At 48.8% G+C, this 24,892-nt stretch carries 19 protein-coding genes; 9 read left to right on the top strand and 10 right to left on the bottom strand.

Annotated elements, in window-relative coordinates:
- The first annotated feature begins 86 nt into the window (after positions 1–86).
- From GGU45_RS19485 to GGU45_RS19500, 4 genes are read left to right on the top strand one after another with little or no spacing between them, the layout of a single operon-like run.
- Positions 87–3,218, top strand: a complete 3,132-nt coding sequence (locus GGU45_RS19485) for a SusC/RagA family TonB-linked outer membrane protein (RefSeq protein WP_435227609.1) — start codon at positions 87–89, stop codon at positions 3,216–3,218.
- Between the two features lie 10 nt (positions 3,219–3,228).
- Positions 3,229–4,833, top strand: coding sequence for a RagB/SusD family nutrient uptake outer membrane protein (locus tag GGU45_RS19490; RefSeq protein ID WP_435227611.1), 1,605 nt, complete (start codon positions 3,229–3,231; stop codon positions 4,831–4,833).
- 56 nt (positions 4,834–4,889) lie between these two features.
- Positions 4,890–7,658 carry a DUF4962 domain-containing protein gene (locus tag GGU45_RS19495; protein WP_435227613.1) on the top strand — a complete coding sequence of 923 codons (2,769 nt, stop codon included), beginning with the start codon at positions 4,890–4,892 and terminating at the stop codon, positions 7,656–7,658.
- A 49-nt stretch (positions 7,659–7,707) separates the two neighbouring features.
- Entirely contained in the window at positions 7,708–8,346 is a 639-nt protein-coding gene (locus GGU45_RS19500) for a GntR family transcriptional regulator (RefSeq protein ID WP_435227615.1), read from the top strand.
- A 46-nt stretch (positions 8,347–8,392) separates the two neighbouring features.
- Here GGU45_RS19500 and GGU45_RS19505 read toward each other — a convergent pair whose 3' ends face one another.
- Positions 8,393–8,656, bottom strand: a complete 264-nt coding sequence (locus GGU45_RS19505) for an SMP-30/gluconolactonase/LRE family protein (protein WP_435227616.1) — start codon at positions 8,654–8,656, stop codon at positions 8,393–8,395.
- The gene (locus tag GGU45_RS19510) at positions 8,601–8,843 is read right to left on the bottom strand and encodes an NHL repeat-containing protein (RefSeq protein WP_435227618.1); all 243 of its coding nucleotides are present in this window, start codon (positions 8,841–8,843) and stop codon (positions 8,601–8,603) included. The genes GGU45_RS19505 and GGU45_RS19510 overlap by 56 nt, the downstream gene beginning before the upstream one ends.
- Before the next feature lie 189 nt (positions 8,844–9,032).
- Here GGU45_RS19510 and GGU45_RS19515 point away from each other — a divergent pair, with 189 nt between their 5' ends.
- The 5 genes from GGU45_RS19515 to GGU45_RS19535 are packed head-to-tail and all read left to right on the top strand — an operon-like array spanning position 9,033 to position 15,255.
- On the top strand, positions 9,033–10,355 hold the full coding sequence (locus GGU45_RS19515; RefSeq protein ID WP_435227620.1) for an aspartate aminotransferase family protein: 1,323 nt from the start codon (positions 9,033–9,035) through the stop codon (positions 10,353–10,355).
- 8 nt (positions 10,356–10,363) lie between these two features.
- Positions 10,364–11,542: a galactonate dehydratase gene (dgoD, locus tag GGU45_RS19520; protein WP_435227622.1), complete on the top strand. Its 1,179-nt coding sequence runs from the start codon at positions 10,364–10,366 to the stop codon at positions 11,540–11,542.
- 10 nt (positions 11,543–11,552) lie between these two features.
- Entirely contained in the window at positions 11,553–12,311 is a 759-nt protein-coding gene (locus tag GGU45_RS19525) for an SDR family NAD(P)-dependent oxidoreductase (RefSeq protein ID WP_435227624.1), read from the top strand.
- Between the two features lie 6 nt (positions 12,312–12,317).
- Positions 12,318–13,709, top strand: coding sequence for a hypothetical protein (locus tag GGU45_RS19530; protein ID WP_435227625.1), 1,392 nt, complete (start codon positions 12,318–12,320; stop codon positions 13,707–13,709).
- On the top strand, positions 13,690–15,255 hold the full coding sequence (locus tag GGU45_RS19535) for an SLC5 family protein (RefSeq protein ID WP_435227627.1): 1,566 nt from the start codon (positions 13,690–13,692) through the stop codon (positions 15,253–15,255). Before GGU45_RS19530 ends, GGU45_RS19535 begins: the two co-directional genes overlap by 20 nt.
- Before the next feature lie 104 nt (positions 15,256–15,359).
- Here the strand turns inward: GGU45_RS19535 and GGU45_RS19540 are convergent, their stop codons facing one another.
- From GGU45_RS19540 to alaS, 8 genes are all read right to left on the bottom strand, one after another.
- Positions 15,360–15,887, bottom strand: a complete 528-nt coding sequence (locus GGU45_RS19540) for a YceI family protein (protein ID WP_435227629.1) — start codon at positions 15,885–15,887, stop codon at positions 15,360–15,362.
- A gap of 820 nt (positions 15,888–16,707) precedes the next feature.
- Positions 16,708–16,833 carry a hypothetical protein gene (locus tag GGU45_RS19545; protein WP_435227631.1) on the bottom strand — a complete coding sequence of 42 codons (126 nt, stop codon included), beginning with the start codon at positions 16,831–16,833 and terminating at the stop codon, positions 16,708–16,710.
- 88 nt (positions 16,834–16,921) lie between these two features.
- Positions 16,922–18,091: a redoxin domain-containing protein gene (locus GGU45_RS19550; protein ID WP_435227633.1), complete on the bottom strand. Its 1,170-nt coding sequence runs from the start codon at positions 18,089–18,091 to the stop codon at positions 16,922–16,924.
- Between the two features lie 49 nt (positions 18,092–18,140).
- Entirely contained in the window at positions 18,141–19,589 is a 1,449-nt protein-coding gene (gene gatB / locus GGU45_RS19555; RefSeq protein WP_435227635.1) for an Asp-tRNA(Asn)/Glu-tRNA(Gln) amidotransferase subunit GatB, read from the bottom strand.
- Between the two features lie 171 nt (positions 19,590–19,760).
- Complete coding sequence (locus tag GGU45_RS19560) at positions 19,761–20,750, bottom strand: PDZ domain-containing protein (protein ID WP_435227637.1); 990 nt, start codon at positions 20,748–20,750, stop codon at positions 19,761–19,763.
- A 101-nt stretch (positions 20,751–20,851) separates the two neighbouring features.
- On the bottom strand, positions 20,852–21,724 hold the full coding sequence (locus GGU45_RS19565) for an ion transporter (protein ID WP_435227639.1): 873 nt from the start codon (positions 21,722–21,724) through the stop codon (positions 20,852–20,854).
- Positions 21,725–21,771: 47 nt separating this feature from the next.
- The gene (locus GGU45_RS19570) at positions 21,772–22,053 is read right to left on the bottom strand and encodes a virulence RhuM family protein (protein WP_435227641.1); all 282 of its coding nucleotides are present in this window, start codon (positions 22,051–22,053) and stop codon (positions 21,772–21,774) included.
- Between the two features lie 171 nt (positions 22,054–22,224).
- Positions 22,225–24,870, bottom strand: coding sequence for an alanine--tRNA ligase (gene alaS / locus GGU45_RS19575; RefSeq protein WP_435227643.1), 2,646 nt, complete (start codon positions 24,868–24,870; stop codon positions 22,225–22,227).
- Positions 24,871–24,892 lie beyond the last annotated feature (22 nt).

Here is a 24,892-nt window from a genome sequence, read left to right on the forward strand (position 1 = left end):
ATTTCAACAGCCGTATGATGGCTGATGCTAAGGGATGAAAACCCAAAATTAATTTGTTTGGAAAATTATTTTTAACACGATTATTCATGAACCCAAACTCACGCAGCATCAGGAACATGCTTTTAGGAACCTACGTTTTATTGGCCTTGCCCCTTGTTCCTTTAGCGGGCAACGCTTCTTCCGGTTTACCGGCATTTTCAACGGCTGTAAGGGGCCGTGCAGAAGGACCGCAGGCAGCTGTCCGGATGCATGTTTACCGGAGCCCGGCCGCGGAACAGGTAAGCGGCAGGATAACCGATGGTAATAACGAACCGCTGGCGGGTGTGGAAGTAACCAATCTTTCGAGCAGGGAAACGGTCGTTTCTGGTAAGAACGGGGAATACCGCATTAGTGCGGCCCCGGATGATCAGCTGCAATTCCGCCTGCTGGGATTTAAAACCGTAACGGTGGCGGCAAGTGCTGCCGGCAGTATTACGCTGGAGCCACAATCCAGCGAGATGAATGAAGTAGTGGTAGTGGGCTACGGTACGCAAAAAAAGGTAAACCTTACCGGTGCGGTATCGGTGGTTAAGTTTAACGAATCCCTGGCCAGCCGGCCCAATCTGAACCTGGCATCCGCATTGGTTGGCGCTGCTTCGGGGCTCAATATTGCACAAACCTCTGCCGCTCCCGGAGCCGAAGGATTTAATCTGCTGGTACGCGGTAAGGGAACGATGAATGATGCCGCTCCATTGGTGATCATTGATGGGGTGCCCGGAGCCTTAAATGATGTGAATCCAAACGATGTGGAAAGCGTGTCGGTACTTAAAGATGCTGCATCTTCAGCCATATATGGTTCGCGGGCGGCCAACGGCGTGTTGCTGGTTACAACGAAGCGGGGCCGGGGGGATAAGTTTACTTTTAATTATAACGGGTATACGGGCATGCAGGATGTGGCCAAGCGCATTGATTTCATAACAGATATGGCTACGCATATGGAGCTGGTGAATGAATCAGAAGGGCGTGAGAAATACGCGAAAACGCTGATTGATAAGTGGAGAACGGAGTCTGCCGCCGGAAATCCGCTGTACCCCAATACCGATTGGTATAACGAGATGTTGAAGAAAGGTTTACTTACCGAGCATAACCTGTCCGTGCGCGGCGGCGGTGAAAAAGGAAACATCGCCCTGTCATTAGGCTATTTAAAAAACCAGGGTATTATCGACCATTCCGACTATACCAAATATAGTTTCCGGATCAATGCAGACATGAAAATAAAGAAGATACTGACCATCGGAGGCAATGTGTTCGGGTACTGGGCAAAAAGAGACCCCCTGGATGTAGCCAGCTTTTTTTCAACGATACGGAACACCACACCAGGCGTTATACCAAAGTATGAAGACGGACGCTATGGCGGTGAAATGTTCAATGGTTTGCCGGCAGGTGCCAATCCGAGGGCCTATGTGGATAATATCCGGGGACAATATGAACGGCAGCGGCTGGGCATGAAATTTTATGGCATTGTAAACCTGCTGAAGAACCTGGAATGGGAAAGCAGCTTTGGCTTCAATTATAATAACGACCGGAATTGGGAATATGCAAGGCCATACTCGCTTTGGAACCTGCAGACAAATTTCGAGTATCCCAAAAAACCAAGTATCAACAGCCTGTTTAATGGAAGCAGAAGAGATTATACGACCGTGCTAAATACACAACTGCGCTTCCGGGAATCTATCAATGAAGTCCATCATTTTACGGCATTGCTGGGTTTCGATCAGCAGTACAATCGCATGGATAAATTCGATGCAAAAAAGAACGATATCCTGGGGGACGATGCCATTTACATTCTGGATGCCGGAACCAATATGGAGGCCATAAACGGATCCGGGACCGATGATGCGCTTCAGTCTTACTTCGGACGGCTGAATTACGATTATAAAAGCAAATACCTGTTTGAAGCCAATGCACGGTATGACGGATCATCGCGGTTTGCCCGTGATAACCGGTGGGGATTCTTTCCTTCGTTTTCAGCAGGATGGAGAGTACTGGAGGAATCCTTTGCACAGCCGTTAAAAACTGTATTTGATGATATAAAAATCCGGGGCTCCTGGGGGCGGCTGGGTAATAACCGGATCGGAGATTATACCTACCAGGTAGTATACGGTTCCTACCTCTATCCGTTTGGCGGGCAGATGCAGCAAGGAGTGGCACCAAAAGAGATCGCTAACAGCCGCATCAAATGGGAAACCACAACGGCTACAAACATCGGCCTGGATATTACCATGCTGAAAAACCGGTTGATGCTGACCGCCGAATACTTCGACAAAACCACAACGGATATCCTGACCAAGATTCCTATTCCATTGGTGATGGGGAACTTCCTTCCGCCCTGGCAGAATATTGCAGCCATGAAGAACCGGGGAATGGAATTCCAATTAACCTACCGGAATGCCCTGGGAAAAGACTGGTCCTACCAGGTAAATGCAAACCTGTCTACCGTAACCAACAGCGTGAGCCGGTTTAACGGAGATACTTCGATTGATGGTACAACGATCACCCTCGAAGGAAAACCCTTTACCAGTTTTTATGTACTGGAGTTTGACCGGATCATCCAGGACCAGTCCGAAATTGACCGCCTGGTTGCCGATGGCTATACCTTTGGTACCTACATAGGCGGTACTCCAAAGCCGGGCGATATGCTTTATAAAGATGCCAATGGCGATAAAGTATTTAATGAAAAGGATCGTGTGGTTAAAAATTATTCATCGCTGCCCAAATACACGTATGGACTGAATGTCAGCGTAGCTTACAAAGGCATCGACCTTAATATAGTGGGGCAGGGTGTTGGAGGCGTAAAACAATATTGGGGTAATGACGGATTTAATACCTTTAACCTGAACGAAGGCTTTCTGCAGCGAACGGAGATCCTGAATCGCTGGACCCCGGAAAATAAATCGACGGTTTATCCGCGGCTGCTTACTTCAGGCTCGGCGCTGAATACGGCTTACAGCGACTACTGGCTCCACAATACTTCCTACTTCCGGGTAAAATCGTTGCAGCTGGGATATGCGCTTCCCCGCCAGGTAATTAACAGGCTTAAAATAGACCGGATAAGGGTATATGCCGACCTGGAAAACTATTTTACATTCACCGATTTTAAAGGATACAACCCGGAAAATGCCGGGATCTCCTATCCGTTGATGAAACAATGGATCATTGGTTTAAACATTGCATTTTAAAGAAGAAGCCATGATAAAAAAAATAATGATCGCAGCACTCTCCGTACTTGTACTGGGGTCTTGCAATAAATTCCTTGATAGAAATTCGCTGGTTGGATTATCGGAAGGCGATTTTTGGAAATCCGAGCAGGATGCGGTAACGGGCATCAATGCTATTTATAACGCCAACCGCGAATTTACCAACAGCATCGTCATCTATGGTATGATGGACGACTTTACCGATATTTCTTACCAGTCGTTCGCAACCGGGCTCACAACGGGGGTATTCCCTGCCAATGCGTCGTTTTACTCAACCTCCTGGGGGATTTTCTATAAAGGCATCTACAGGGCGAATACCGCGCTGAAGAAAGTGCCGGAGATTCAAATGAACGAAACCGTCAAGAACCGTACCCTGGGGGAAGCCAGGTTTTTCAGGGGGTATTTCTATTTTAAACTCTGGGATTATTTTGGCGGGGTACCGCTTTATGATTACCCCATGAATGTGGATGAGTCGTTTAAGCCGCGGAATACAGAAAAAGAAGTATATGATTTTATTGTGAAGGATATGACGGAGGCCTATGCATTGCTGCCGGGTAGTTATGACCCGGCGAATAAGGGCCGTGTTACCAAATGGGCGGCGCTGGCCATGCGGGGAAAGGCGCATCTCTGGGCTAAGGAATATGAAAAGGCGGCTGCAGATTTTAAAGAACTGATGGAGAAAAGCGACCGGACCTTGGTGGGCGATTATCACACCTTGTTTCGCGTAGCCGGCAATAATAACAGTGAGGTTGTTTTTGATGTGCAGTATGTGGCACAGCAGGGAAACGGGTTGGCTGCCGACCGTAATTATGGCAATGCCAGGGGGGCCACAACAGGATCCCAGCGTACCCGTCCCACACCCAAGCTGGTAAATGAATACGAGATGAAGGACGGAACGCGGTTCGATTTTGCAAACTTCAAGAACGCACAGGGCGCGGTTTTTAATCCGGATAATGTGGCCGATTGGAGAGATGAGGCTTCGGTACGGAAGCTGTTTGAGAACCGCGATCCCCGTTTGCAAAAAGGAATTGTAGTACCCTGGTCTACCTTCAACGGGAAAGGCGGCATTGATTATTTGTACCGGTTCCCGGTAGTGACCTCCGATCCGGCGGCCTATGTACCGGTATGGACCAACGGAAGTTATGCCTGGCGAAAGTTTGTAGAAACCGGATCCGTGTATACCTTGCAGGACAATATGCCGCAGAATTTCCCCCTTATCCGGCTGGCGGATGTAATGTTAATGTATGCAGAGGCGAAGAATGAGGCTGCAGGCGTGCCGGATCAAACTGTATACGATGCCGTAGATGCCGTGCGCACCCGTGCGGGGATGCCGGATCTTCCTGACGGATTGAATAAAGAACAGATGCGTGAACGGATACGGCATGAGCGGATGGTGGAGCTATGCGGGGAGGGACAACGTTATTCAGATATCCGGAGATGGCGGATTGCCAGGGACGTAGTGGATAAGGTATGGATGACGGAGTTTACAGGGGTGAAAATCCGGCAAAGAGGTTTCCCCGATAACTATTACCTGTGGCCGATACCGCAGTCGGAAAGAGATGTGAATCCCAACCTTACCCAAAACCCGGGTTGGTAACAGGATCATTTTTATAACGGAAAAAATAAGCATCCTTAAGATGCTGATACAGGAAGATGTTTAAAAAGTTCGTTGGAATCATCCCCTTTGTTTTTTATGGGTTGCTTGCCATAGGGCAGCATCCTTCTGAGATTTTTCTGCAACAGGGGAAGATCAATAAAAATGCTGTCGTACTGCACAAAACCATGGGAGGCGGGCTTGTGAAGCAAGGCCTGACGCTGAAGGAATCGGTTGCTGATGGATATCCGGATCGCAGGGCAGATGTGGAACTGGAGCTTGAAGTACCGGAAACGGGTTGGTACGTGCTGGAAGCGGAAACCATGCCCCGGAATTCGGAACAACTGAAACAAGAAGATACCACAGGAGTATTAACACGGATTGCCCATTTTCAGCTGGGTGTTGAGCGGATCACAAAACGCATCGTTTATGATAGCTATAAAGGCGGAAAACAGGAGCTGGGTAAGTTTGAATTTGGGAAGAAAAAAGAAAAGCTGAAGATCTGGCTGCCCCGGAACCTGGTTTTTTATACCATCTCCGTGAAGCCGTATATACCTCCGGCACCCCCTAAAGAAGCGGAAGCCTATGTTCCCAGGATATTACCACCGGCCGCTCACCCACGCCTTTGGGTAAACACAGAAACCCTGCCGGTGATCCGTCAACGCCTGCAGGATACGGCCCACCAGGGCGCCTGGCTCAAAGTAAAACAGGCGGCATTGCAAACATTTGCTTTTGCGTATGACCCGCAGCAAGAGATCCGTTACAACGAAAAGCTGGAGCAGGCGGTAGAAAGCAAGGCCTTTTATTATTTGTTGGAAAAAGACCGGGCTGCGGGGAATGAGGCGGTGAAGCTGATGACGCAATACCTCTCCGTGCTGGAATTTGGAAACATTACCTATGGCGATATTTCCCGGGAAATGGGCCGTGCTATTTATACGGCGGCACTGGTATACGACTGGTGTTATGAACTGTTGAGCACAGCGGAGAAAACGCTATTGCGCAGGAATATGCAGCGGCTGGCCCGGGATATGGAAATCGGCTGGCCACCGTTCTTTGGAGTGGAAAGTATTATTAACGGACATGGTAATGAAGCGCAGATCTGCCGCGATCTGCTGGCCATGAGTATTGCGGTTTATGACGAAGACCCCCTGCCCTATAAGTACACGGCCTATACCGTACTGGAGCAGCTGGTGCCGATGCGGAAATTTGAATACCAGTCGCCCCGGCACAACCAGGGCATTGACTATGGCGGTTACCGCTTTGGCTGGGAAATGCACGCTGCATTGCTGTTTTACCGCATGACGGGCTTTCCTGTATTTGATGATAATATAAAAAACCTGCCATATTACTGGCTGTATATGCGTACCCCGGATGGAAAGATGCTGCGGGACGGCGATATGTTTAGTGTTAAGTATGCACAAAGCGATAGCTTTTACTGGAAGAATCCGCAGACCATGTTACTGTGTTACGCGTACTCCGGTAACGCCTTGTTTAAAGGACAGTTCCTCCGGCAGGGAGGCCTGCCCGATAACCCGGTGTTGTTTTTACTGCTGGATGACCCTGCATTAAAACCGGATTTTGACCTGAACCGCCTGCCGCGCACGATCGACTTTGGACCGGTACTGGGCTCCATGGTAGCACGCACCGGTTGGGAGGAACAAAAAGAAAGCGGGAATGTGGTAGCCGAGATCAAAGGGGGCGGTTTTCATTTTGGCAATCACCAGCACGCGGATGCCGGTGCCATACAGATTTACCATCACGGCATGCAGGTGGGTGACCTGGGCTTGTACCTGTCCTATGGTTCGCCCTATGATTTTAATTTCAACAAGCGGTCGGTGGCGCACAGTATGTTGCTGGTGCGGGATCCGGCGGAGCCGCTGTTGTTCCGTACAAAGACCAATGACGGCGGTACCCGTTTCAGCCAGCGTTTTCCCCGAACCGTAGCAGAAGTGCTGAACGACTCCTGGTTCCATACGGGCTTTGTGCGTTCCTGCGATTATGGGCCCAACCCGGTGGCGCCTGCTTACAGCTATTTCAATGCCGATCTTACCGCGGCCTATACTTCCAAGCTGGAACAATACTCCCGGAGCTTTTTATTCCTGGATATGAAACGGCCCGATGTTCCGGCGGTGATCATTCTTTTGGATGAAGTGACCAGCGCAGACCCTGCTTTTAAAAAAACCTGGCAGATCAATACCCTGAGCCGGCCGCAGGTTTCGGTCAACCGGTTTATACTCAACAGTAGTCTGAAAGGAAAAACAGGAACTACTTATGTGAATATGCTGGTGCCGGCCGCCCGCAACCGTAAGTACGAGGTGCTCAGTGGCGATTCATCGGCCTTTGTAGCGGGCGATCTGTATTCCGCGCGGTCTGCATGGCCGGAAGCAAAGGGTTCCCGCATCCTGGTGTCGCCTTTAAAGGACGCAAAAAAAACGGCCTTTGTTACGGTATTTCAGATGGCAGAGGAAACACAGGCCGAACTGCCCCTGCAGTTCAATGAAAAGAAGGGCTACTACCTGTTTCAGGTAGGGAATAAGCTGGTGGCATTGGCCCGGCCGGGAAGTTTGCTGCAGGAAGCATTTACCCTGGAAGTACCGGGTGACCAGGAATACGAGGTAATTGTGGCGGGCTTGCAGGAAGGCTTCTGGAATCTTTCCGGTGTAGATGGAAAACTGGATTTTAATGCCACGGTATTGAAAAACAAGCACACGCTTTCGGTAAAAATGAAAGGAGGCCGCCTGGTCTTAAAGCCGCAAAGAGTATATAAAGCACCCGAAGGTGTACTGAAAAATAGTGCCGGCCTTTCGGACGGTTTAGGGCAGAAATAATTAAATTGTGCAACTTAAAAGCGCCATCGCTTTTAAAAACTGAATGGGAATGAAAGAAGATTCGTTAGCTTATAAAGTCTACCTGGAAGTTCGCAAAAAGATATTGTCAAACCAGCTGGTAGGCGGCGTGCGGCTGGTAGAAAGCAACTGGGCAAAGAAGATCAATGCCAGCAGGGTGGCAGTTCGCGAGGCATTCATGCGCCTGGCTGGTGAAAACCTGGTGGAGTTTGGTGAAAAAGGCGGGTGCTTTGTAAAACGGATGACCCTGGAGGATGTGAAAGATATCCGTGAGCTGCGCGAACTGCTGGAAGTGGGGGCATTGAAGATCCTTTTTTCAAAAAAGAATAAGGCGCTGATCAAAGAACTGGAATTGATCTGTGATGATTTTAACGCAATGGTCAGCAAGGAATATTACGGGGGGGCCTGTGAAGCGGATATTAAATTTCATGAAAAGATCATTGAAGGCACCGGTAATTCCCGCCTGATTACGATGTACAACAACAGCAATATTCCGCTCTTTCATATGAAGCTGGGTACCATGATCCGGCAAATGGAAGATTACCAGGATACGGGTAAAGAGCACCGGGAAATTGTAAATGCATTAAAGAAGGACGATTGGCAGAAAGCTTATGACACCCTGGTAAAACACCTGGACCGGGGTGAACATGAAGCCCTGGAAATGGTTTAAAGTAACCTGCCGGATACCTGAAAATAGTTTTGATACCGGTTCATGACTACAGCAGCCCCTTTGCTGCCATATCCAATTGCAACAGGCATCCTTTTTCCGCTACTGTAATGGTCAATCCCTGGTTGCCCCGGGCATCCAGGGCACAATTGGTGGGATTTGTTCCCGGTAAACGGATGGCTTCTGTTTCGCGTCCATCCGGGCTTATTTTTTGGACGCCCCCTGCACCATATATGGCTACATAAATATTGTCGGCTTCATCCAAGGCCATACCATCCGGCCCCACGGCATCGCCTGTGCTGTTTCGAATCACAAAACCACAGCAGGTTGTTGGCGTCAATGGCAATGCCGTTGGGTGCCCCGCCTACAAAATACCGGTACCACTGGTTGTCTTTATAGCAGATCAGGTTGCCGGCTTCTTTTTCAACCAACCAGATGGTGCCCTCCCGGTCAAAAGCCGGTCCTTCCGGAAATGCAATGTTGTTGATGAGTGCGCGCATAATTTTTTTATAAAAAAACTAGGAGATTATCATAAATGTATACATTTTTGCATTAAATTAGTATACATAAAATTACTTAAAACGTAGACCTAATTGATATGATTGCTTAATATGTTCATAACCATTAATATATATTTTAACATTCAGATTGCCTGCTTAAAAGCATTACAATTTAATCATTAGTTTTTTATGCAAGAAAATGTCAACTCCGCTCAGATCCTGACGGAAAATCAAAAATGGATACCGGGAGGTATCGTTTCGTTAAACCGGAAGTCGGACCCGAATATCTGTTTTGTAAAAGGTAAAGGCAGCCGGGTACAGGATGCTGACGGAAATGAATACATCGATTACCAGGCGGGGTTTGCCGCTTCGTTCCTTGGGCACAATGATACAGATGTAAACCAGGCGGTGGCTAAAACCCTCGCAGAGGAGCAGGTGCTAATGGGTGCGGGTCCTACCTTGCTGGAAGGCGCCTTTGCAAAGCTGTTTTGTGAAAGCGTACCCACGGTAGAAAGCATCCAGATCACTACTACCGGATCGGAGGCTACCTATCATGCGATCCGGATCGCCCGGGCCGCTACAAAACGTGATCATGTGATCGTAATGCAGGGGGGCTATAACGGGTGGCACAACGATGTGGCCTGCAACGTGATTAGTTCAAAAGAAGCCGTGGGACCATTTCAAAGTCCGGGTGAATATCCTTTTGATGGATTGAGTGCCGGGATACCTGGGGCACACAAGGCCCTGGTGCATGTGGTGAACTTTAATGACCTGGCAAGCGTGGAGCAGATGGCACGTCAGTATCCGGTTGCCTGCATACTGCTGGAGCCTATCCTGCAGAACATTGGCATTGTAAAGCCACAGGAAGGATACCTCGAAGGGCTTCGTGCGCTTGCGGATGAACATGGGTTCCTGCTGATCTTTGATGAAGTAAAAACCGGTTTCCGCCATGCGCTGGGTGGTTACCAGTCCATCTGCAATATTGTCCCTGATCTGTCTACATTTGGAAAGGCCGTTGCAAACGGGTATCCCTTGGGGGTGATCGCCGGCAAAAAGCAATACATGGATTATTTTGTACACCCGGATAAAGAAGACCGGGTCATGATTGCCGGTACCTTTAATGCATTCCCATTGACCACCGCCGCTGCCATCGCCACACTGGAAAAGCTGGCGGATCCTGCGTTTGGCGTTTACGCACATGTAGAGCAACTGGGTGCGCTGCTGGAAAAAGGATATAATGAAATTTTCCCTAAATTGGGTGTACCGTTTTATGTAGCGCGGCAGGGGTCTGCTTTTTGTACCTATTTTATGGATCATGCGCCGGTGCATTATCATGATATCCTGGCGCATCACAACTTTGAGCTGGATACCCGCTACCGGAAACGGTTAATTGAAAACGGCATTTTCAATTTTCCTGCTGCAATCAAACAGGGCAGCATTTCTTATGCGCACACTGTTGCGGATATTGAGCAAACATTGGAAGCAACCGAAAAAGCAGTGAAAGATTTATAACAGCGATTATGAAGATAACAGCAATTGAAACCTTGGTATGCCATGCACGCATGCGTAACTGGATTTTTGTGAAAGTGGTCACTGATCAGCCCGGCCTCTGGGGTTGGGGCGAAGCCACGCTGGAATGGCATACACAGGGAGTGGTGGGCGCCATCAAAGATCTGAGCGAACTTCTGGTTGGCGAAGATCCGCGGCGGATCGAATACCTCTGGCAAATGATGTACCGCCAGCATTTCTGGCATGGCAACGGGGTAGTGCGGGGTACGGCCATCAGTGGCATCGATATCGCCCTCTGGGATATTGCGGGCAAGATTCACAGTGTGCCCTGTCATGAACTTTGGGGCGGTCGCGTACGGGATTATATCCGGCTGTATTGTCACCTCGGTGGCGGACGCATGGAAGATTTTTATGAAACGGCCCCGGACGATGCCAGGCGTTTTGGCGAGCTGGCGCAGAAAGCCGTGGAAGAAGGATTCACCGCTTTTAAATCGATGGCGGTACCGGAAACCATGCCGCTGGAAGGCCTGCGGCCGGTGAAGTACGCGGAAGCCTGTGTAAAAGCCATGCGGGAAGCCGTGGGAGATGATATCGATATTATGGTGGATTGCCATGCCCGGCCCAGCCCCCGCATGGGCATGCAGTTTGCCAAAGCACTGGAGCCTTACGGCCTGTATTTTTTTGAAGAACCCTGCTGGCCCGAAACGATGGAAGATATTGCGCTGATTCAGCGGGCGGTTACCACACCCGTTGCAACCGGTGAACGGCTGATCGGGGTGCATGCGTTTCGTGAACTGCTGGAAAAGCGCGCGGTAAGTGTAATCCAGCCGGATATCACGCATTGCGGCGGGCTCTCAGAAGTACGCAAGATTGCCGCCCTGGCAGAAGCTTACCGGGTGTCGATGGCGCCGCATAATCCCCAGGGGCCGGTAAGCACGGCGGCTTCTATTGAGTTTGGGTTTGCCACGCCATCGTATATCATCTGCGAGAGCGTGCATAAGGATGTGGAATGGCGCAACGATGTGGTATCGGAAGGGTTTACAGTACAGGAAAAAGGAAGGACCGTGCTCCCCAATAAAAAACCGGGACTGGGTATTGAGATTGATGAAGCGGTAGTAAAAAAATATCCGTTCCAGCAGGAGTTGCTGCAACGCACCTTTTACAGGGATGGCAGTGTAGGCGACTGGTAAATTTAAAAACATGCAGCAGTTAAAAGAAAAAGTGGTCCTCATCAGCGGGGCACTGGGCGATATCGGGATGGCCATTGCAACAGCATACCTGCGGACCGGGCATGCCGTTTCTTTTTGTGATATAGAGCCGGAAGAAAAAGCGCTGCAACGATTACACAAATTGCAAGGAACGTTTGAATATCACAAAGTGGATGTTTCTGATGCAACGGCGGTAGCCAACTGGATCGCAGCGGTACTGGAGCGTTTTGGCAGGATCGATGATTGTATTGTAAATGCGGCAAAGGTAACCCTGAAAGATTACCGGAATATAACGCCGGAAGCATGGAAAAGGGAACTGGAGGTAAACCTCAATGGCGCATTTTACCTGGCTAACGCTGCAGCGCGCTATTTTAGCAAGGCACAGGTGGCCGGCAATATCGTTTTCCTGGGAAGTTGGGCGGCACATGCCGTACATAAAAACCTGCCTGCTTACAGCGTATCCAAAGCCGGACTGCGGATGCTTTGCCAGTCGATGGCCCTTGAATATGCCCCGTATGGCATCCGGGTGAATGAGCTGGCCCCGGGCTATGTAAATGCCGGGCTGAGTAAGGAGGTATGGAGCACGGCTCCTGATCTGCAGGAAGCGGCGCGCAACCAGGTGCCGTTAAAAAGGATCATCGAAGCCCGTGAGGTTGCCGACCAGGTGCTGTGGATAACAGCCCCGGAAAACCGGCATCTGACCGGAGCCACTATTTTACTGGATGGCGGACTTTCATTAATCAGGCCATAAACAGTTATGAATACAACAAAAGAACGGACCGATCATACGGCACGCCTGCGCGCAAAATTCGGAATAGCACAGGCCGATATTACGCCACCGCCGGGCATTTATGCGCGCAACTGGGGTGCCGCCACCTTCGACAATGCAAGCGGCGTACACCGGCCATTTTGGATGCAATGTCTGGCCATTGAAGCGATCTCTGGGCAAAAGGCCCTGCTGCTTACGGCAGACCTGGGCTGGTGGAAAAACCAGGAAGACGAACGCCGCTTGCGGCATACATTGCTACAGCATTTTGATCTGCAGGAAGAACAGTTGCTTATTTGTTTATCGCATACACATGCCGGGCCCAGCATCTGTTCCAATGACGTGCAGCAGCCGGGAGGCGCTTATATATTGCCGTACCTGTATGCGCTGCAGGTTACGGCAATAGCCTGTATCAATGAGGCCCTTGCCGGCATGGAGGAAAATATATTGGTATGGAACACCGGTTGCTGTAACCTGGCCACAAAGCGGGATCTGAAAGTGGACGATGATTTCCTGATCGGTTATAACCCGGAAGCAAAAGCAGATCAAACCTTGCTGGTAGGTCAGTTAAAAAGGCCAGATGGCAGCTTAAGAGCTGTGTTGGCGAATTATGCCTGTCATCCTACCACCTTTGCACATGAGAACCGGCTGCTTTCCCCCGATTTTGTTGGTGCCCTGCGGGAGTTGGTTACCACACATACATCAGCGCCCTGTATGTTTTTACAAGGCGCTTCGGGCGACCTGGCACCAAAAAAACAATATGTAAGCGATCCGGAGATTGTAGATGCGAACGGAAGACAACTGGGCTATGCCGTATTATCGGCATTGCAAACAGATCCGGGCACCGATACCACCTGGACCTTTGACCGCGCTTTGGTATCGGGCGCGCCGCTGGCGATCTGGAAAGAAAAACCGGTTGTGGTACCGGAATGCCTCCGGCTGCGAAAGTTGATCCTGCGGGTTCCCTACAAACAATTGCCGGATGCGGAATTGATTGAGCAGGAGTACCAACAATGTGAGGACAGGGTTTTAAAGGACCGGCTATGGCGAAAGCTCAATACCCGGATCGCGATCGGAAACCATAGCCATGCAGCGCTTCCCGTATGGATCTGGCGCATGGGAGCTGCCGTGTTGGTTGCACAACCGAATGAAGCTTATTCGGAATTCCAGGAAAAGCTGCGGGCTTTTTTTCCGGAAATAGCTGTTATCTGTATCAATATTGCCAATGGTTATGTAGGGTACCTGCCGCCACAGCATTTGTATGATAAAGACATTTACGCCGTATGGCAAACACCCTATGCACCCGGTGCACTGGAGCTGCTGATAGATCAAACGCGGAAGGAAATTGAAAAAATACTGACAGATGAAACTGCAATGGATTGACCTGCTCATTTTTGGGATTTATATTATTGGCGTAGTGGCATTGGGATTGTATGCTACGCGAAGAACTGCCCGTACCAAACGGGATTATTTCCTGGCAGGCGATAAGCTGCCCTGGTGGATGATCGGCGGAAGTATCATTGCGGCAAATATCAGCAGTCATCACCTGGTAGGCGCCATGGGAACGGCCTACAGCCGGGGCTTTGTGGCCATTACACTGGAATGGGGCGCCATCCTTATTGGCTTTAATGCGTTGCTGTGGATCTTTTTGCCTTTTTACCTGCGCAATGGTTTTTATACAACGCCGGAGTACCTGGAAAAGCGTTTTGGTACCAAAACACGGGTACTGTACGCCCTGCTGATCTTATTTACCTATGTTTTTGTGGAGATTGGTGCTGTATTGTACCTGGGCGGTCTTACACTGCATGCTTTATTTGGTATTCCCATCCTGTACAGTATTTTGGGAATGGCGTTGTTAACAGGATTGTACACCGTACTGGGCGGCCTGAGGGCGGTGATCTGGACCGAAATGGTGCAGCTGGTGGTGCTGGTGCTGGGAGGAATCATTTTAACGTTCAGCACCATTCATGCGGCCGGTGGTTTCAGCGCCATTGCCGAATCTTCAAAAAACTGGAAGATGTTTTACCCGGCTTCGGACCCGGATTTTCCCTGGACGATGTACCTGGGTGGGTTATTATGTATCAGTGTTTTTTACTGCGCCACCAACCAGTTCATTGTGCAGCGGGTGCTTGCTGCAAAGAATGAATGGCACGGGCGCATGGGCGTGATTTTTGGCGATTACCTCAAATTCCTGGTGCCGCTGATTATTACCGTTCCGGCATTGATCGCCCCAAAATTCCTGCCGAAGCTGGAACAGCCGGACCTGCTGTTTGCTACGCTGGTGGAAACACTGTTGCCCAAGGGGCTGGTTGGATTGGTAATGGCCGGATTGATCTCCGCGATCATGTCGCATATATCGGGGGCGATCAATTCCTGTACGACCATTTTAACGGTAGACGTATACACGCAGTTCATTAATAAAAAAGCGAGCGATGAACAAGCGGTCCGTTTTGGCAAACGCTCGGGTGTGGCCATTATCCTGCTGGGCATCCTTAGCGCGATCCTTTTGATCAGCTATTCCGATAAGCCGGTATTCCTGTACCTGATGAATCTTTACGGCTTGTTTACGCCGGGTATTGCCACCATGTTCCTGATGGGCATTTTCTGGAAGCGGACTACGGCCGCCGGTGCACTGGCCGCCGGTTTGCTGACGATTCCGCTTTCGCTGCTGATGGAATTTTGTTTTCCGCAAATGCCCTTTTTCAATCGTACCGGTATTGTTTTCTGGGCCTGTATGGTCCTGTGTTTGGTGGTAAGCCTGTTTACCGCAGCATCAAAATCCACGGAGTTAAACAACCTGGTATGGACAAAAGAAAGCCTGCGGATACCGGAGCCCGAGAAACAATATTATCGCGGTCTCCGCAATCCTGCCATCTGGTGGTTCCTGATCACGGTAATGGTGCTGTATTTTTTTGTACGGTATTTTTAATCGCCGCCCCCGGGTGCCCGGAAGCAGGCACATAAAAAAAGCGGTTCGTTCAGAACCGCCTCTCCCTCGCCCCGGTCAATGTCTTCACCGACCAGGAACAGCATTTATGCTTGTTTCACTATTTCTGCATTGATGTGTAATTTTACCTCATCGGCTACTACAATGCCGCCGGCTTCTGTAACAGCGCTCCAGTTCAGACCAAAGTCTTTACGGTTTATTTTGCCATTCAGCTCAAAACCGGCAACGGTTTGTCCGTAAGCATTGGGCCCGATACCGCCCAGCTCCACGTTCAGGGTCACGGTTTTCTTTGTTCCGCGGATAGTCAGGTCACCCGTCATTGTAAACTCATCGCCTCCCTTGGGGGTGATGGCCGTTGATTCAAATGTTAATTTAGGGTGGTTGGCCGCATCAAAAAAGTCGGCGGATTTTAAATGTTCGTCACGCTGTGCGGGGCCGGTAGAGATGCTGTCGATATCTGCACTAAAACTTACTTTTGCATCGCTGAAATCTTCATTGTCTGCAATAACAGTGCCTTCAAAGCTGGTGAATTTTCCGGAAACATTTGAAATTACCAGGTGTCTTACTTTAAAACCTATTTCCGAATGCATCGGATCCATTGTCCATGTAGCCATAGTTGTATTGTTTTTTTGTGATTTGATAGCACAAAATTAATGTTGCAACACGGATTGGAAAATAATGTAGATTAAGAAGTTGCGTTAAGATTTTGTAAAGAGATGGTTATACTTTGCCCCGGCAAACCCTATCGTGTGGATGCATTTCTTAAAGATGATCAAACAACCTGGAGTTTCATAAAGGGCAAATTTACAACAACTGAATATCGAATGCTTATCAAAATAGAGAAGGTGTGGCCCAAAGGGTCCAATATGCATAGCCCCTGGCTGCGCCAGGGGTAACAGATGCGTAGCAGGCACGGCCCCAACGGGGTCGTAGGTTTAATGTTTCGGGTCATATAAGACAGTGCTTACAATAAATATTTTTCGTCAAATTTGACACCATTCTCAATTAGCAACCGCTTATACTCATCGTAAAATGGATCATTTTTATGATGCACCTTTTGGTTTTTGACATAATTGATGATGATTTCATAGGTTATAAAATATTGTTCTGTCCGCTCTGATTTACGTTTGATTTTCGAAAATCCAATCGGTGTTCATCACATTCGACCCCTCCGGGGCCGCATCGGCTACGCTTTTCTTCTCCCGCTTTAGCCGGGGGCTTTGCATATAGCACCCTGCGGGCACAGTTATAGAATGATCGCCCGGTACAACCCCAAAAAATGTGTCCACACGATAGGGCAAACCGGGCAAAGTATAAATGTAAAACCCGCCCGACCCGGTACGGGCGGGTACCAAATGTAGCATGTAAAATAAAAAAGGAGTATTCGTTTAGGAAGAGGAACTTGTCGCTTTTGACAGGATTCACTTTTGTATTTTACATTTCCTGCAGAAAGTTTTCCCAGAGAGCGCCCCGGTCGTTGCGCAGCGCTGGCTGTTTGTAATCGCCAATGACGGCATTGCGGATACCGTTGTCATAAAAATAGGGACTTTCATGGATCATATTCTTTAAATATCGCCAGTTTTATGGATTATATTCCTTAAAAAGGATAAATCCGGACACCTTACCTTAGCTATTAAAATGTTCAGGATCAGGGGAAGATGACCGCCAGTTTATTTTCCAGGTCAATCCCTCTCAAACCCTCTGCAATAATTTTTCCCTGCGGATCAATCAGCACATTAAAAGGGATGCCGTTAAATTTATATAGGGCGACCACGGGGGATTGCCATTTTTTAAGATCACTTACCTGGGTCCAGGCAAGTTTGTCGTTCTGGATGGCATTCTTCCAGGAATTGGCGTCATCATCCAGGGAAACACCCAAAACCGCAAAGCCTTTGCTTTTATATTTATTAAAAACGGCTACCACATTGGGGTTTTCGGCACGACAGGGGCGGCACCAGCCGGCCCAGAAATCGACCAGCACGTACTGGCCTTTAAAAGAGCCCAGGGATACCGGTTTCCCCGAAACATCCGGCAGGGTAAAGTCAGGTGCCTGTTTTCCGATCCAGGTGCGGTCTTCCGCGGCTTTTATTTCCTGCTGCAGGTTAAGTTTCAGTCCGGCTACGGATACATGATTGGGGAATTTTTTGGTGATGTCATCGATAAGGGCAAAAACTTGTTTATTATCAAATGGTTCTAATCCCAGGGCCTGCCCGTTTGCGGTTGACTGGTAATATCCCAGTTCAAACATAGACAGGGCGGGGTTCACGCCCTTTTTGATTTCGGTTAGTGCGTAGTCCTTCAGTGCAGCGCCCTCCTGCCGGATATTTTGCATAAGGGGCGCAAGTGAGCTGTCTGCCATTTTAGTGCTGCGCAGGCTGTCCGCTTTGTGCACATTATTCATCAGCCGGATCATTTTTTCATTGAATGCCAGCATAAATGCTTTCATTGCCTGGCTTGCCGGGGAATTTTTTACTTCAAATTTTTCCGGCATCAGGGGGGTTTCAGTGCTCATAACGATGTTAAGGTCCACTTCCGGTGCATCATTGATTACGGATGCCACCGGAAAATCGAGCTGATCCAGCCGGATATTGTAGATGGCGTCTTCCAGCGCTTCGGTTTTTAAGGAGAATTTTCCACCCCGGATCTCTGCAGAATCTACAATCACGGGCTGCATAGAGGCTACGGGCACTTCCTCTAAATAGGCTTTTTTTGCCTGGGTATTGGTAACGGTCCCGTTTACGGTAAAGCTTTTTTTATTGTCTTGTTTGCATCCTGCAAAAACGAATGTCAGGAGCATGATAGCGATGAGTTGTTTCATTCTTTCAATTTTTCGGGATTAGGTCCAGACCTAACAGGTTGATTTGATCCTATTGTAATTTTTTTAACAATATCTCGTTGGTCTTTTTGGGGTCGGCCTTGCCTTTTGTTTGCTTCATTACCTCACCCACAAAAAGCGCCAGTAACCCTTTCTTTCCTTTTTTGTATTCGGCAACTTTGGGCGCCAGTTTTTCCAGCACGGCATCGATCACCGGCTCCAGGTCGGCGGCGTCCGATTGCTGGATGAGGTTATTTTCTTCTGCCAGTGCCAGGGGCCGGGCTTCGGGGTGTTGCAGCAGGAGCAGAAACAGGCGTGTAGAGGCGATGGAAAAGCTTACTTTTCCCGAATCTACGCACTGGATCAGGGCGGCAACCTGCTCCGGCTTTAGCGGAAAGGCTTCAATGGACCGGCTGTTTTCATTCAGCCAGGTCTTTACCGGTCCCAGCATCCAGTTGGCGGCGGCTTTATAATTTTTTGTATGTTGCAGAATGGCTTCAAAATAATCGGCGGTATCCCGTTCTTCGGTAATCACATGCGCATCATATTCCGGTAGTTGAAAAACCTCCATATACTTGCGGATGCGTTCCCCGGGCAATGCCGGCAGGGATGCCCGCATTTCTTCCACAAAGGCATCCTGCAGATCGAAGGGCGGGAGGTCCGGATCGGCAAAATACCGGTAATCTTCCGCATCTTCCTTGTCGCGTATGGCAAAAGTAGTACCATTGCCTGCGTCAAAACTCCGGGTTTGCTGGCGGATGATTTCCCCTGCTTCCAGCAGGCCCATCAAACGTTCCGCTTCAAAATCAATAGCCCGCTTTACATTGCGGATGGAGTTCAGATTCTTTACTTCAACCTTGGTTCCCAGTTTTTCAGTGCCTTTCAGCCGTACAGAGATATTGGCATCGCATCGCATGCTGCCTTCTTCCATATTGCCATCGCAAACATCCAGGTACCGCACCAGTTTACGTAGCTCTGTTACATAAGCAAAGGCTTCCTCACTGCTACGCAGATCCGGCTCCGTCACAATTTCCACCAGGGGGGTTCCGGCGCGGTTATAGTCTACCGCCGTGTTATAGGGGTCCACATCATGAATGCTTTTTCCCGCATCTTCTTCCATATGGATCCGGTTCAGCCGGATATTTTTGGTGCCGGCGGAGGTTTTAACGGTAACATACCCATTTTTACAAATAGGAGTGGTATGCTGCGATATCTGGTACCCCTTGGGAAGATCCGGGTAAAAATAATTTTTACGGGCGAAGTAGTTCTTTTGTTCAATTTCACAATGGCAGGCCAATCCCAGCTTCACCGCAAAGTCGATGGCTTTCCGGTTCATTTTGGGAAGACTGCCGGGATGGGCCAGGGTAATGGGACTTACATGACTATTGGGGACTGCGCCAAAAGCAATACTGTCGCCGCAAAAGAGCTTGCTTTCTGTCAGTAACTGGGCATGCACTTCCAGGCCGATCACGATTTCATATTTTTCACTCCATTCCATCATTTTTCGATCAATTATTCAGGTTCGCGAAGATACGCAAGCGGATCGGTAATTAAAAAGCCGCCCCGATTGAATCGCGGCGGCTTTAACCCTAAATCACGAAAACTTAAAAACTATCAGCACATAAAAGCGTGCTACTTCTATAACGCTTCGTGGAAAAAAAGGTTGAGAAAATCAGAGGTCGGCAGTTTTTATCCTTGCAGACTGGGTAACCGTAAGGGTTTGGCTTTTCCCGTTCCGGCTGATCCTGAATTCCAGCGAAGCTTTCCGGCTACCGCGGATGGCGCGGGAAGCCTGGTCGGTATTATTTACCTCCTGGCTATTGATTCCGGTAATGATGTCGCCATTCTTCAGCCCTGCTTTATCAGCATCAGAGCCTTTATCTATATCAATAATTTTAACGCCATTGCCTTTTTCCAGGTCCTGGATGCGGATGCCGATTTTAGGGCTGGCTGATTCCATGGAAGGGGCGCCATAAAACCGGAAATTGCGGTTCCCGTTGCCCTGGTTGGGCAGCTGCCGCATCAGGTCATTAAAATCAATACCAGGCCCGGAAAAAGAATTGCCGCCGCCTCCATTGAATCCCATTGAATCAGGCGCCTTCCATTTGGTAAGGATTGCCTGGGAGGTATAGCTTTTGCCATCTCTTTTGTATGCAATAGAGACCTTATCTCCGGGGTTTTTGTCTTTGATAGCGGCCGAAAGCTCATCCGGCGCATCAATTTTTTTGCCATCAACAGCGGTGATAATATCTCCCTCCTTTAAACCGGCTTTGTCGGCCGCACTTTCTTCGGATACGTTCACAACGGCTACGCCATCATCGGTCTTTTGAGTTACCACTCCCAGCATGGCTTTGTTGGGCGCCGGCATCGCCTGAATGTTATTGCCTCCAAATGCATTGAAATTGCGGCCCGGTCCAAATGAGCCTTCCTCGTTATACCTGTCCAGATCCTTGATCTTCTTTCTTTTTACCGTAATATTATCAGTGTCTGCCGGCTTGCCATTTACGGTAACTCTATCGCCATCCACTACGATGGTCATCTTATCATCCGATTTACCTTTTTTAGTAATAATGATTTGTTCGGCTTCCTTGTTTTGATTGCGGTCCTGTGCAAAACCCATGGCGGGCAGCAGCAATGCCAATAGTATGTAATATGATTTCATTTTTAAATGATTTAAACCCCGTTTTGAAATACGTTTTTTTTCGTAGATCAAAGTTAGGTGATTTGAAAAATACGAAAGTATTCGGAAATGTTAAAATCGGGTCAGGAGGGCAATTTTTCACCGCAGTTGCTGCAATAAACAGCCCCGGGTATATGGCCGCCTGTATGACAATGCGGGCACCGTTTGCCCCGGTTTCTTTTTTCCTCCTGGATTACCGAGGCCGACATGATGCCGGTGGGTACGGCAATGATGGAATACCCGAGGATCATAATAAAGGAGGCGATGACTTTTCCGATGGCTGTTACCGGGGCTACATCGCCATATCCAACCGTGGTAATGGTAACCACGGCCCAGTAAATGCTTTGAGGAATGCTGTTGAATCCTGAATTATGTTCGTACTCTACCACGTACATCAGGGAGCCGAGAAAAATGGCCATCAGTACTACGAAAAAAAGGAACACCACAATTTTCCGGAACCCCCGTATCAGCGCAAACATCAATATCCGGCTTTCATCCAGGAACTTCACCATCCGGAAGATGCGAAAGATCCGGAGCAGCCGGAAGCTGCGTACAATCATAAATACATGCCATTGGGGATAGAAGAATTCCAGATAGGAGGGCAGAATGGCGAGTAGATCGATGATGCCGTAGAAGCTGGTGGCATAGCGCTTTGCGGAGCGTACGCAATAGAGGCGCAGGAGGTATTCGATGCTGAACAGCACCAGGAAAATAATATCGAGCGCCTGAAAAACTGCCGCATATTTTACCTGGAGCGATTCCACGCTTTCCAGCATTAACAGAACTATATTGGAAAGGATGAGGATAAAGAGCCCCACATCAAAGATCTTGCCGGCCACGGTGGTAGCCTGGAAGATGGTAATATAGAGCCAGTCCCGGAAGGTTCCTTTTTTATTGGGCCGGTTTTGGTCCTGTACCACATCGGGTCTGTCTGGGATGAGCCGGAATAAAGACATGCTTGCCTGGGTTTATTATTTGATATCTGGCAATGGCGGGTTGTACACTATATATTTTTAAATAAATTATAGAAATCCACAGGTTCTGTAACTTTGCCTCTAAAACCACGACTTACGACTGTTTCCATTTTGGAAACAGTCGTGTTTTCGTGTAGTTCTCCTTCCTCAAAAATATTCTTGAGATGTTTACTAATGGCAGGTACTTGTACACCAAAAAGCTCCGCCATAGCTTTTTGGGTAAGCCAAATGGTTTCATCTTTTATAACCACGGTTATTTTGTCGTTGAATTGCGGTGTAGTATAAATTAAAAATTGCAATTCCTTATTCATCTTTTATTTCTTTTTCAATATAAAAACTGTTCGGATTACAAATGGTTTTTGCAGTGGAAAAGCGACTTTTTGACGGCGTCTGTCTGGGATGAGCCGGAATAAAGACATGATTTGTTTGAGGTTTATAGTCTTACGTCTGAGGTCGGATCCAACTTTAAACTTCAAACAAATTTAAACTAATAAACTTTTCACCGCATGGATCACCTGATCCAGGTTGCCGGCTTCCTGTCCACCCGCAGTGGCCAGCGTTTTTTGTCCGCCGCCGCCGCCTTTAATGATGGGGGCCACCTGCTGTTTAATGATCTGTCCCGCATCCAGGCCTTTGGCCGCCACTACCGTGTCGGCAATGGCAACGGCTACCGAAGCCTTACCGCCGATATTGGCACAGAGCACCACTACAAAATCCCGTAAGTGGTTTTTCAGATCGCCGCATAGTTTTTTTAATGCATCGGGATTGCCCACTTCTACAATATCACCGATGAAATTTACATTGTTAATGATTTCGTCCTGCTGCAGCAGGCTGTTGCGGATGCCGACCAGCTCTTTTGCTTCCAGTCGCTCCACTTTCTTTTCAAGAGCCGCTTTATCGGTAATTAATTTTTCAATCGCTTTTAAGGGATTGGCTGCTTTTAATAACTCGCCTACCTGTTTGTATTCGGCTACTTTTTCGCTCAGGAAACGGAATGCTGCTGGTCCGGTCAGTGCTTCGATCCGGCGTACACCGGCTGCCACGGCAGATTCGGAAGTGATGAGGAACATACCGATCATGCCGGTTTGCGGCACATGCGTACCGCCACAAAGCTCCACGGAGAACCGGGGATCGATAGTGACTACGCGTACGGTATCCCCGTATTTTTCGCCAAAAAGCGCCATAGCGCCCAGTTTGAGGGCTTCATCTTTAGGCATTTCTTTGATCACTACAGGAATATTTTCCCGGATTTTTTCATTCACGATCATCTCTACCCGGCGAATCTCTTCATCCGTGATCTTGGCAAAATGCGATACATCAAAGCGCAGTACATCGGGCGAAACAAGTGACCCTTTCTGGTTCACATGGGCGCCCAGCACCTGTTTTAATGCGGCATGCAGCAGGTGTGTGGCCGTATGATTATACGTGGTATTTAAACGTTTTTCAAAATCAACCACAGCGGTAACTTCCTCGTCAATAAAATCAGGGAGCCGGTCTACCAGGTGAACAATTAAGTCGTTCTCTTTTTTTGTGTCCAGTATTTTCACTCCCTCTCCATTGGAGCGGGCCGGGGTGAGGCTGCCGGTATCGCCCACCTGTCCGCCGCTTTCGGCATAGAAGGGTGTGGTTTCCAGCACAAGCTGGTATTGTTCTTTCCCTTTTGCTTTTACTTTCCGGTATTTTGTAACCTTCGTTGGAACATTCAGGTCATGGTAGCCCACAAAGGTTACCGGCACTTCTGCATGCACGGGTTGCCAGTCTTCAGTATCAACAGCGGTGGCGGCGCGGCTGCGGTTTTTCTGCTGCTGCATTTCGGTTTCAAAACCGGCTTCATCAATGGCAATATTATTTTCTGAAGCGATCAGGCGTGTGAGGTCAATCGGGAAGCCGTAGGTATCATAGAGTTCAAAGGCGTCTTTACCTGCGATTGTTGCCGCAGATTTTTCGCGAATGGGGGCCATCAGCTCATCCATTCGCTTCAGCCCTTTCTCCAGGGTGCGGAGGAAGGAATCCTCTTCTTCTTTTACCACTTTAGTTACAAATGCCTCCTGTTGTTTTAATTCAGGAAACACGTGCTCGAACTGGTTGGCAATGACGCCTACCAGCTGGTTCAGCAGCGGTTGTTTATAGTCCAGATAAGAATAATAATAACGTACGGCACGGCGCAGGATCCGGCGGATCACATAACCGGCGCCGGTGCTGGCGGGTAACTGTCCATCGGCAATGGTAAAGCTGATGGCCCGGATATGATCCGAAAGCACGCGGAAAGCAACCTCACCCCGGCCCTCTCCTTCAGGAGAGGGAGTATATTTCTTCCCAACGATTTTTTCAATTGCGTTAATTGTTCCGGTAAACACATCCGTGTCATAATTGGAGGTCTTGTTTTGCAGCACGCGCACCAGGCGCTCAAAGCCCATACCGGTGTCTACATGTTTGGCGGGCAGGGGCTGCAGGTTTCCGTCCTTCAGGCGGTTGAACTGGATGAACACGTTGTTCCAGATCTCGATCACCTGGGGATGGTCTGCATTGACCAGGGTCTTTCCGTCCACCTGCTGCCGTTCTTCATCCGGCCGGCAGTCTACATGAATCTCAGAACAGGGTCCGCAGGGGCCGGTATCGCCCATTTCCCAGAAATTGTCTTTTTTATTTCCCCGGATGATGCGGTCTTCGGCAATATGTTGTTTCCATTCGCCGGCAGCTTCCTCATCATAAGGAAGGCCCTCTTTTTCATCGCCTTCAAAAACGGAAACATATAAACGGTCCTTTGGTATCCTGAAGACTTCGGTCAGCAGTTCCCAGCTCCAGGCAATGGCTTCTTTTTTAAAGTAATCTCCAAAGCTCCAGTTGCCCAGCATTTCAAACATGGTATGATGGTAGGTATCTACCCCTACTTCCTCCAGGTCGTTGTGTTTACCACTTACGCGCAGGCATTTTTGGGTATCCGCCACCCGTGAAAAGGGGCTTTGTTTGTTCCCCAGGAAATAATCCTTAAACTGGTTCATCCCCGCGTTGGTGAACATCAGGGTAGGGTCATTCTTTACCACAATGGGAGCAGAAGACACGATTTCATGCCCTTTGCTTTTAAAAAAGTCTAAAAAAGCCTGTCGGATTTCAGTACTGGTCATCATATAAAGGCACCGTAATTAAGGC

This window comes from Niabella hirudinis (assembly GCF_051201075.1).
GTDB lineage: Bacteria > Bacteroidota > Bacteroidia > Chitinophagales > Chitinophagaceae > Niabella > Niabella hirudinis.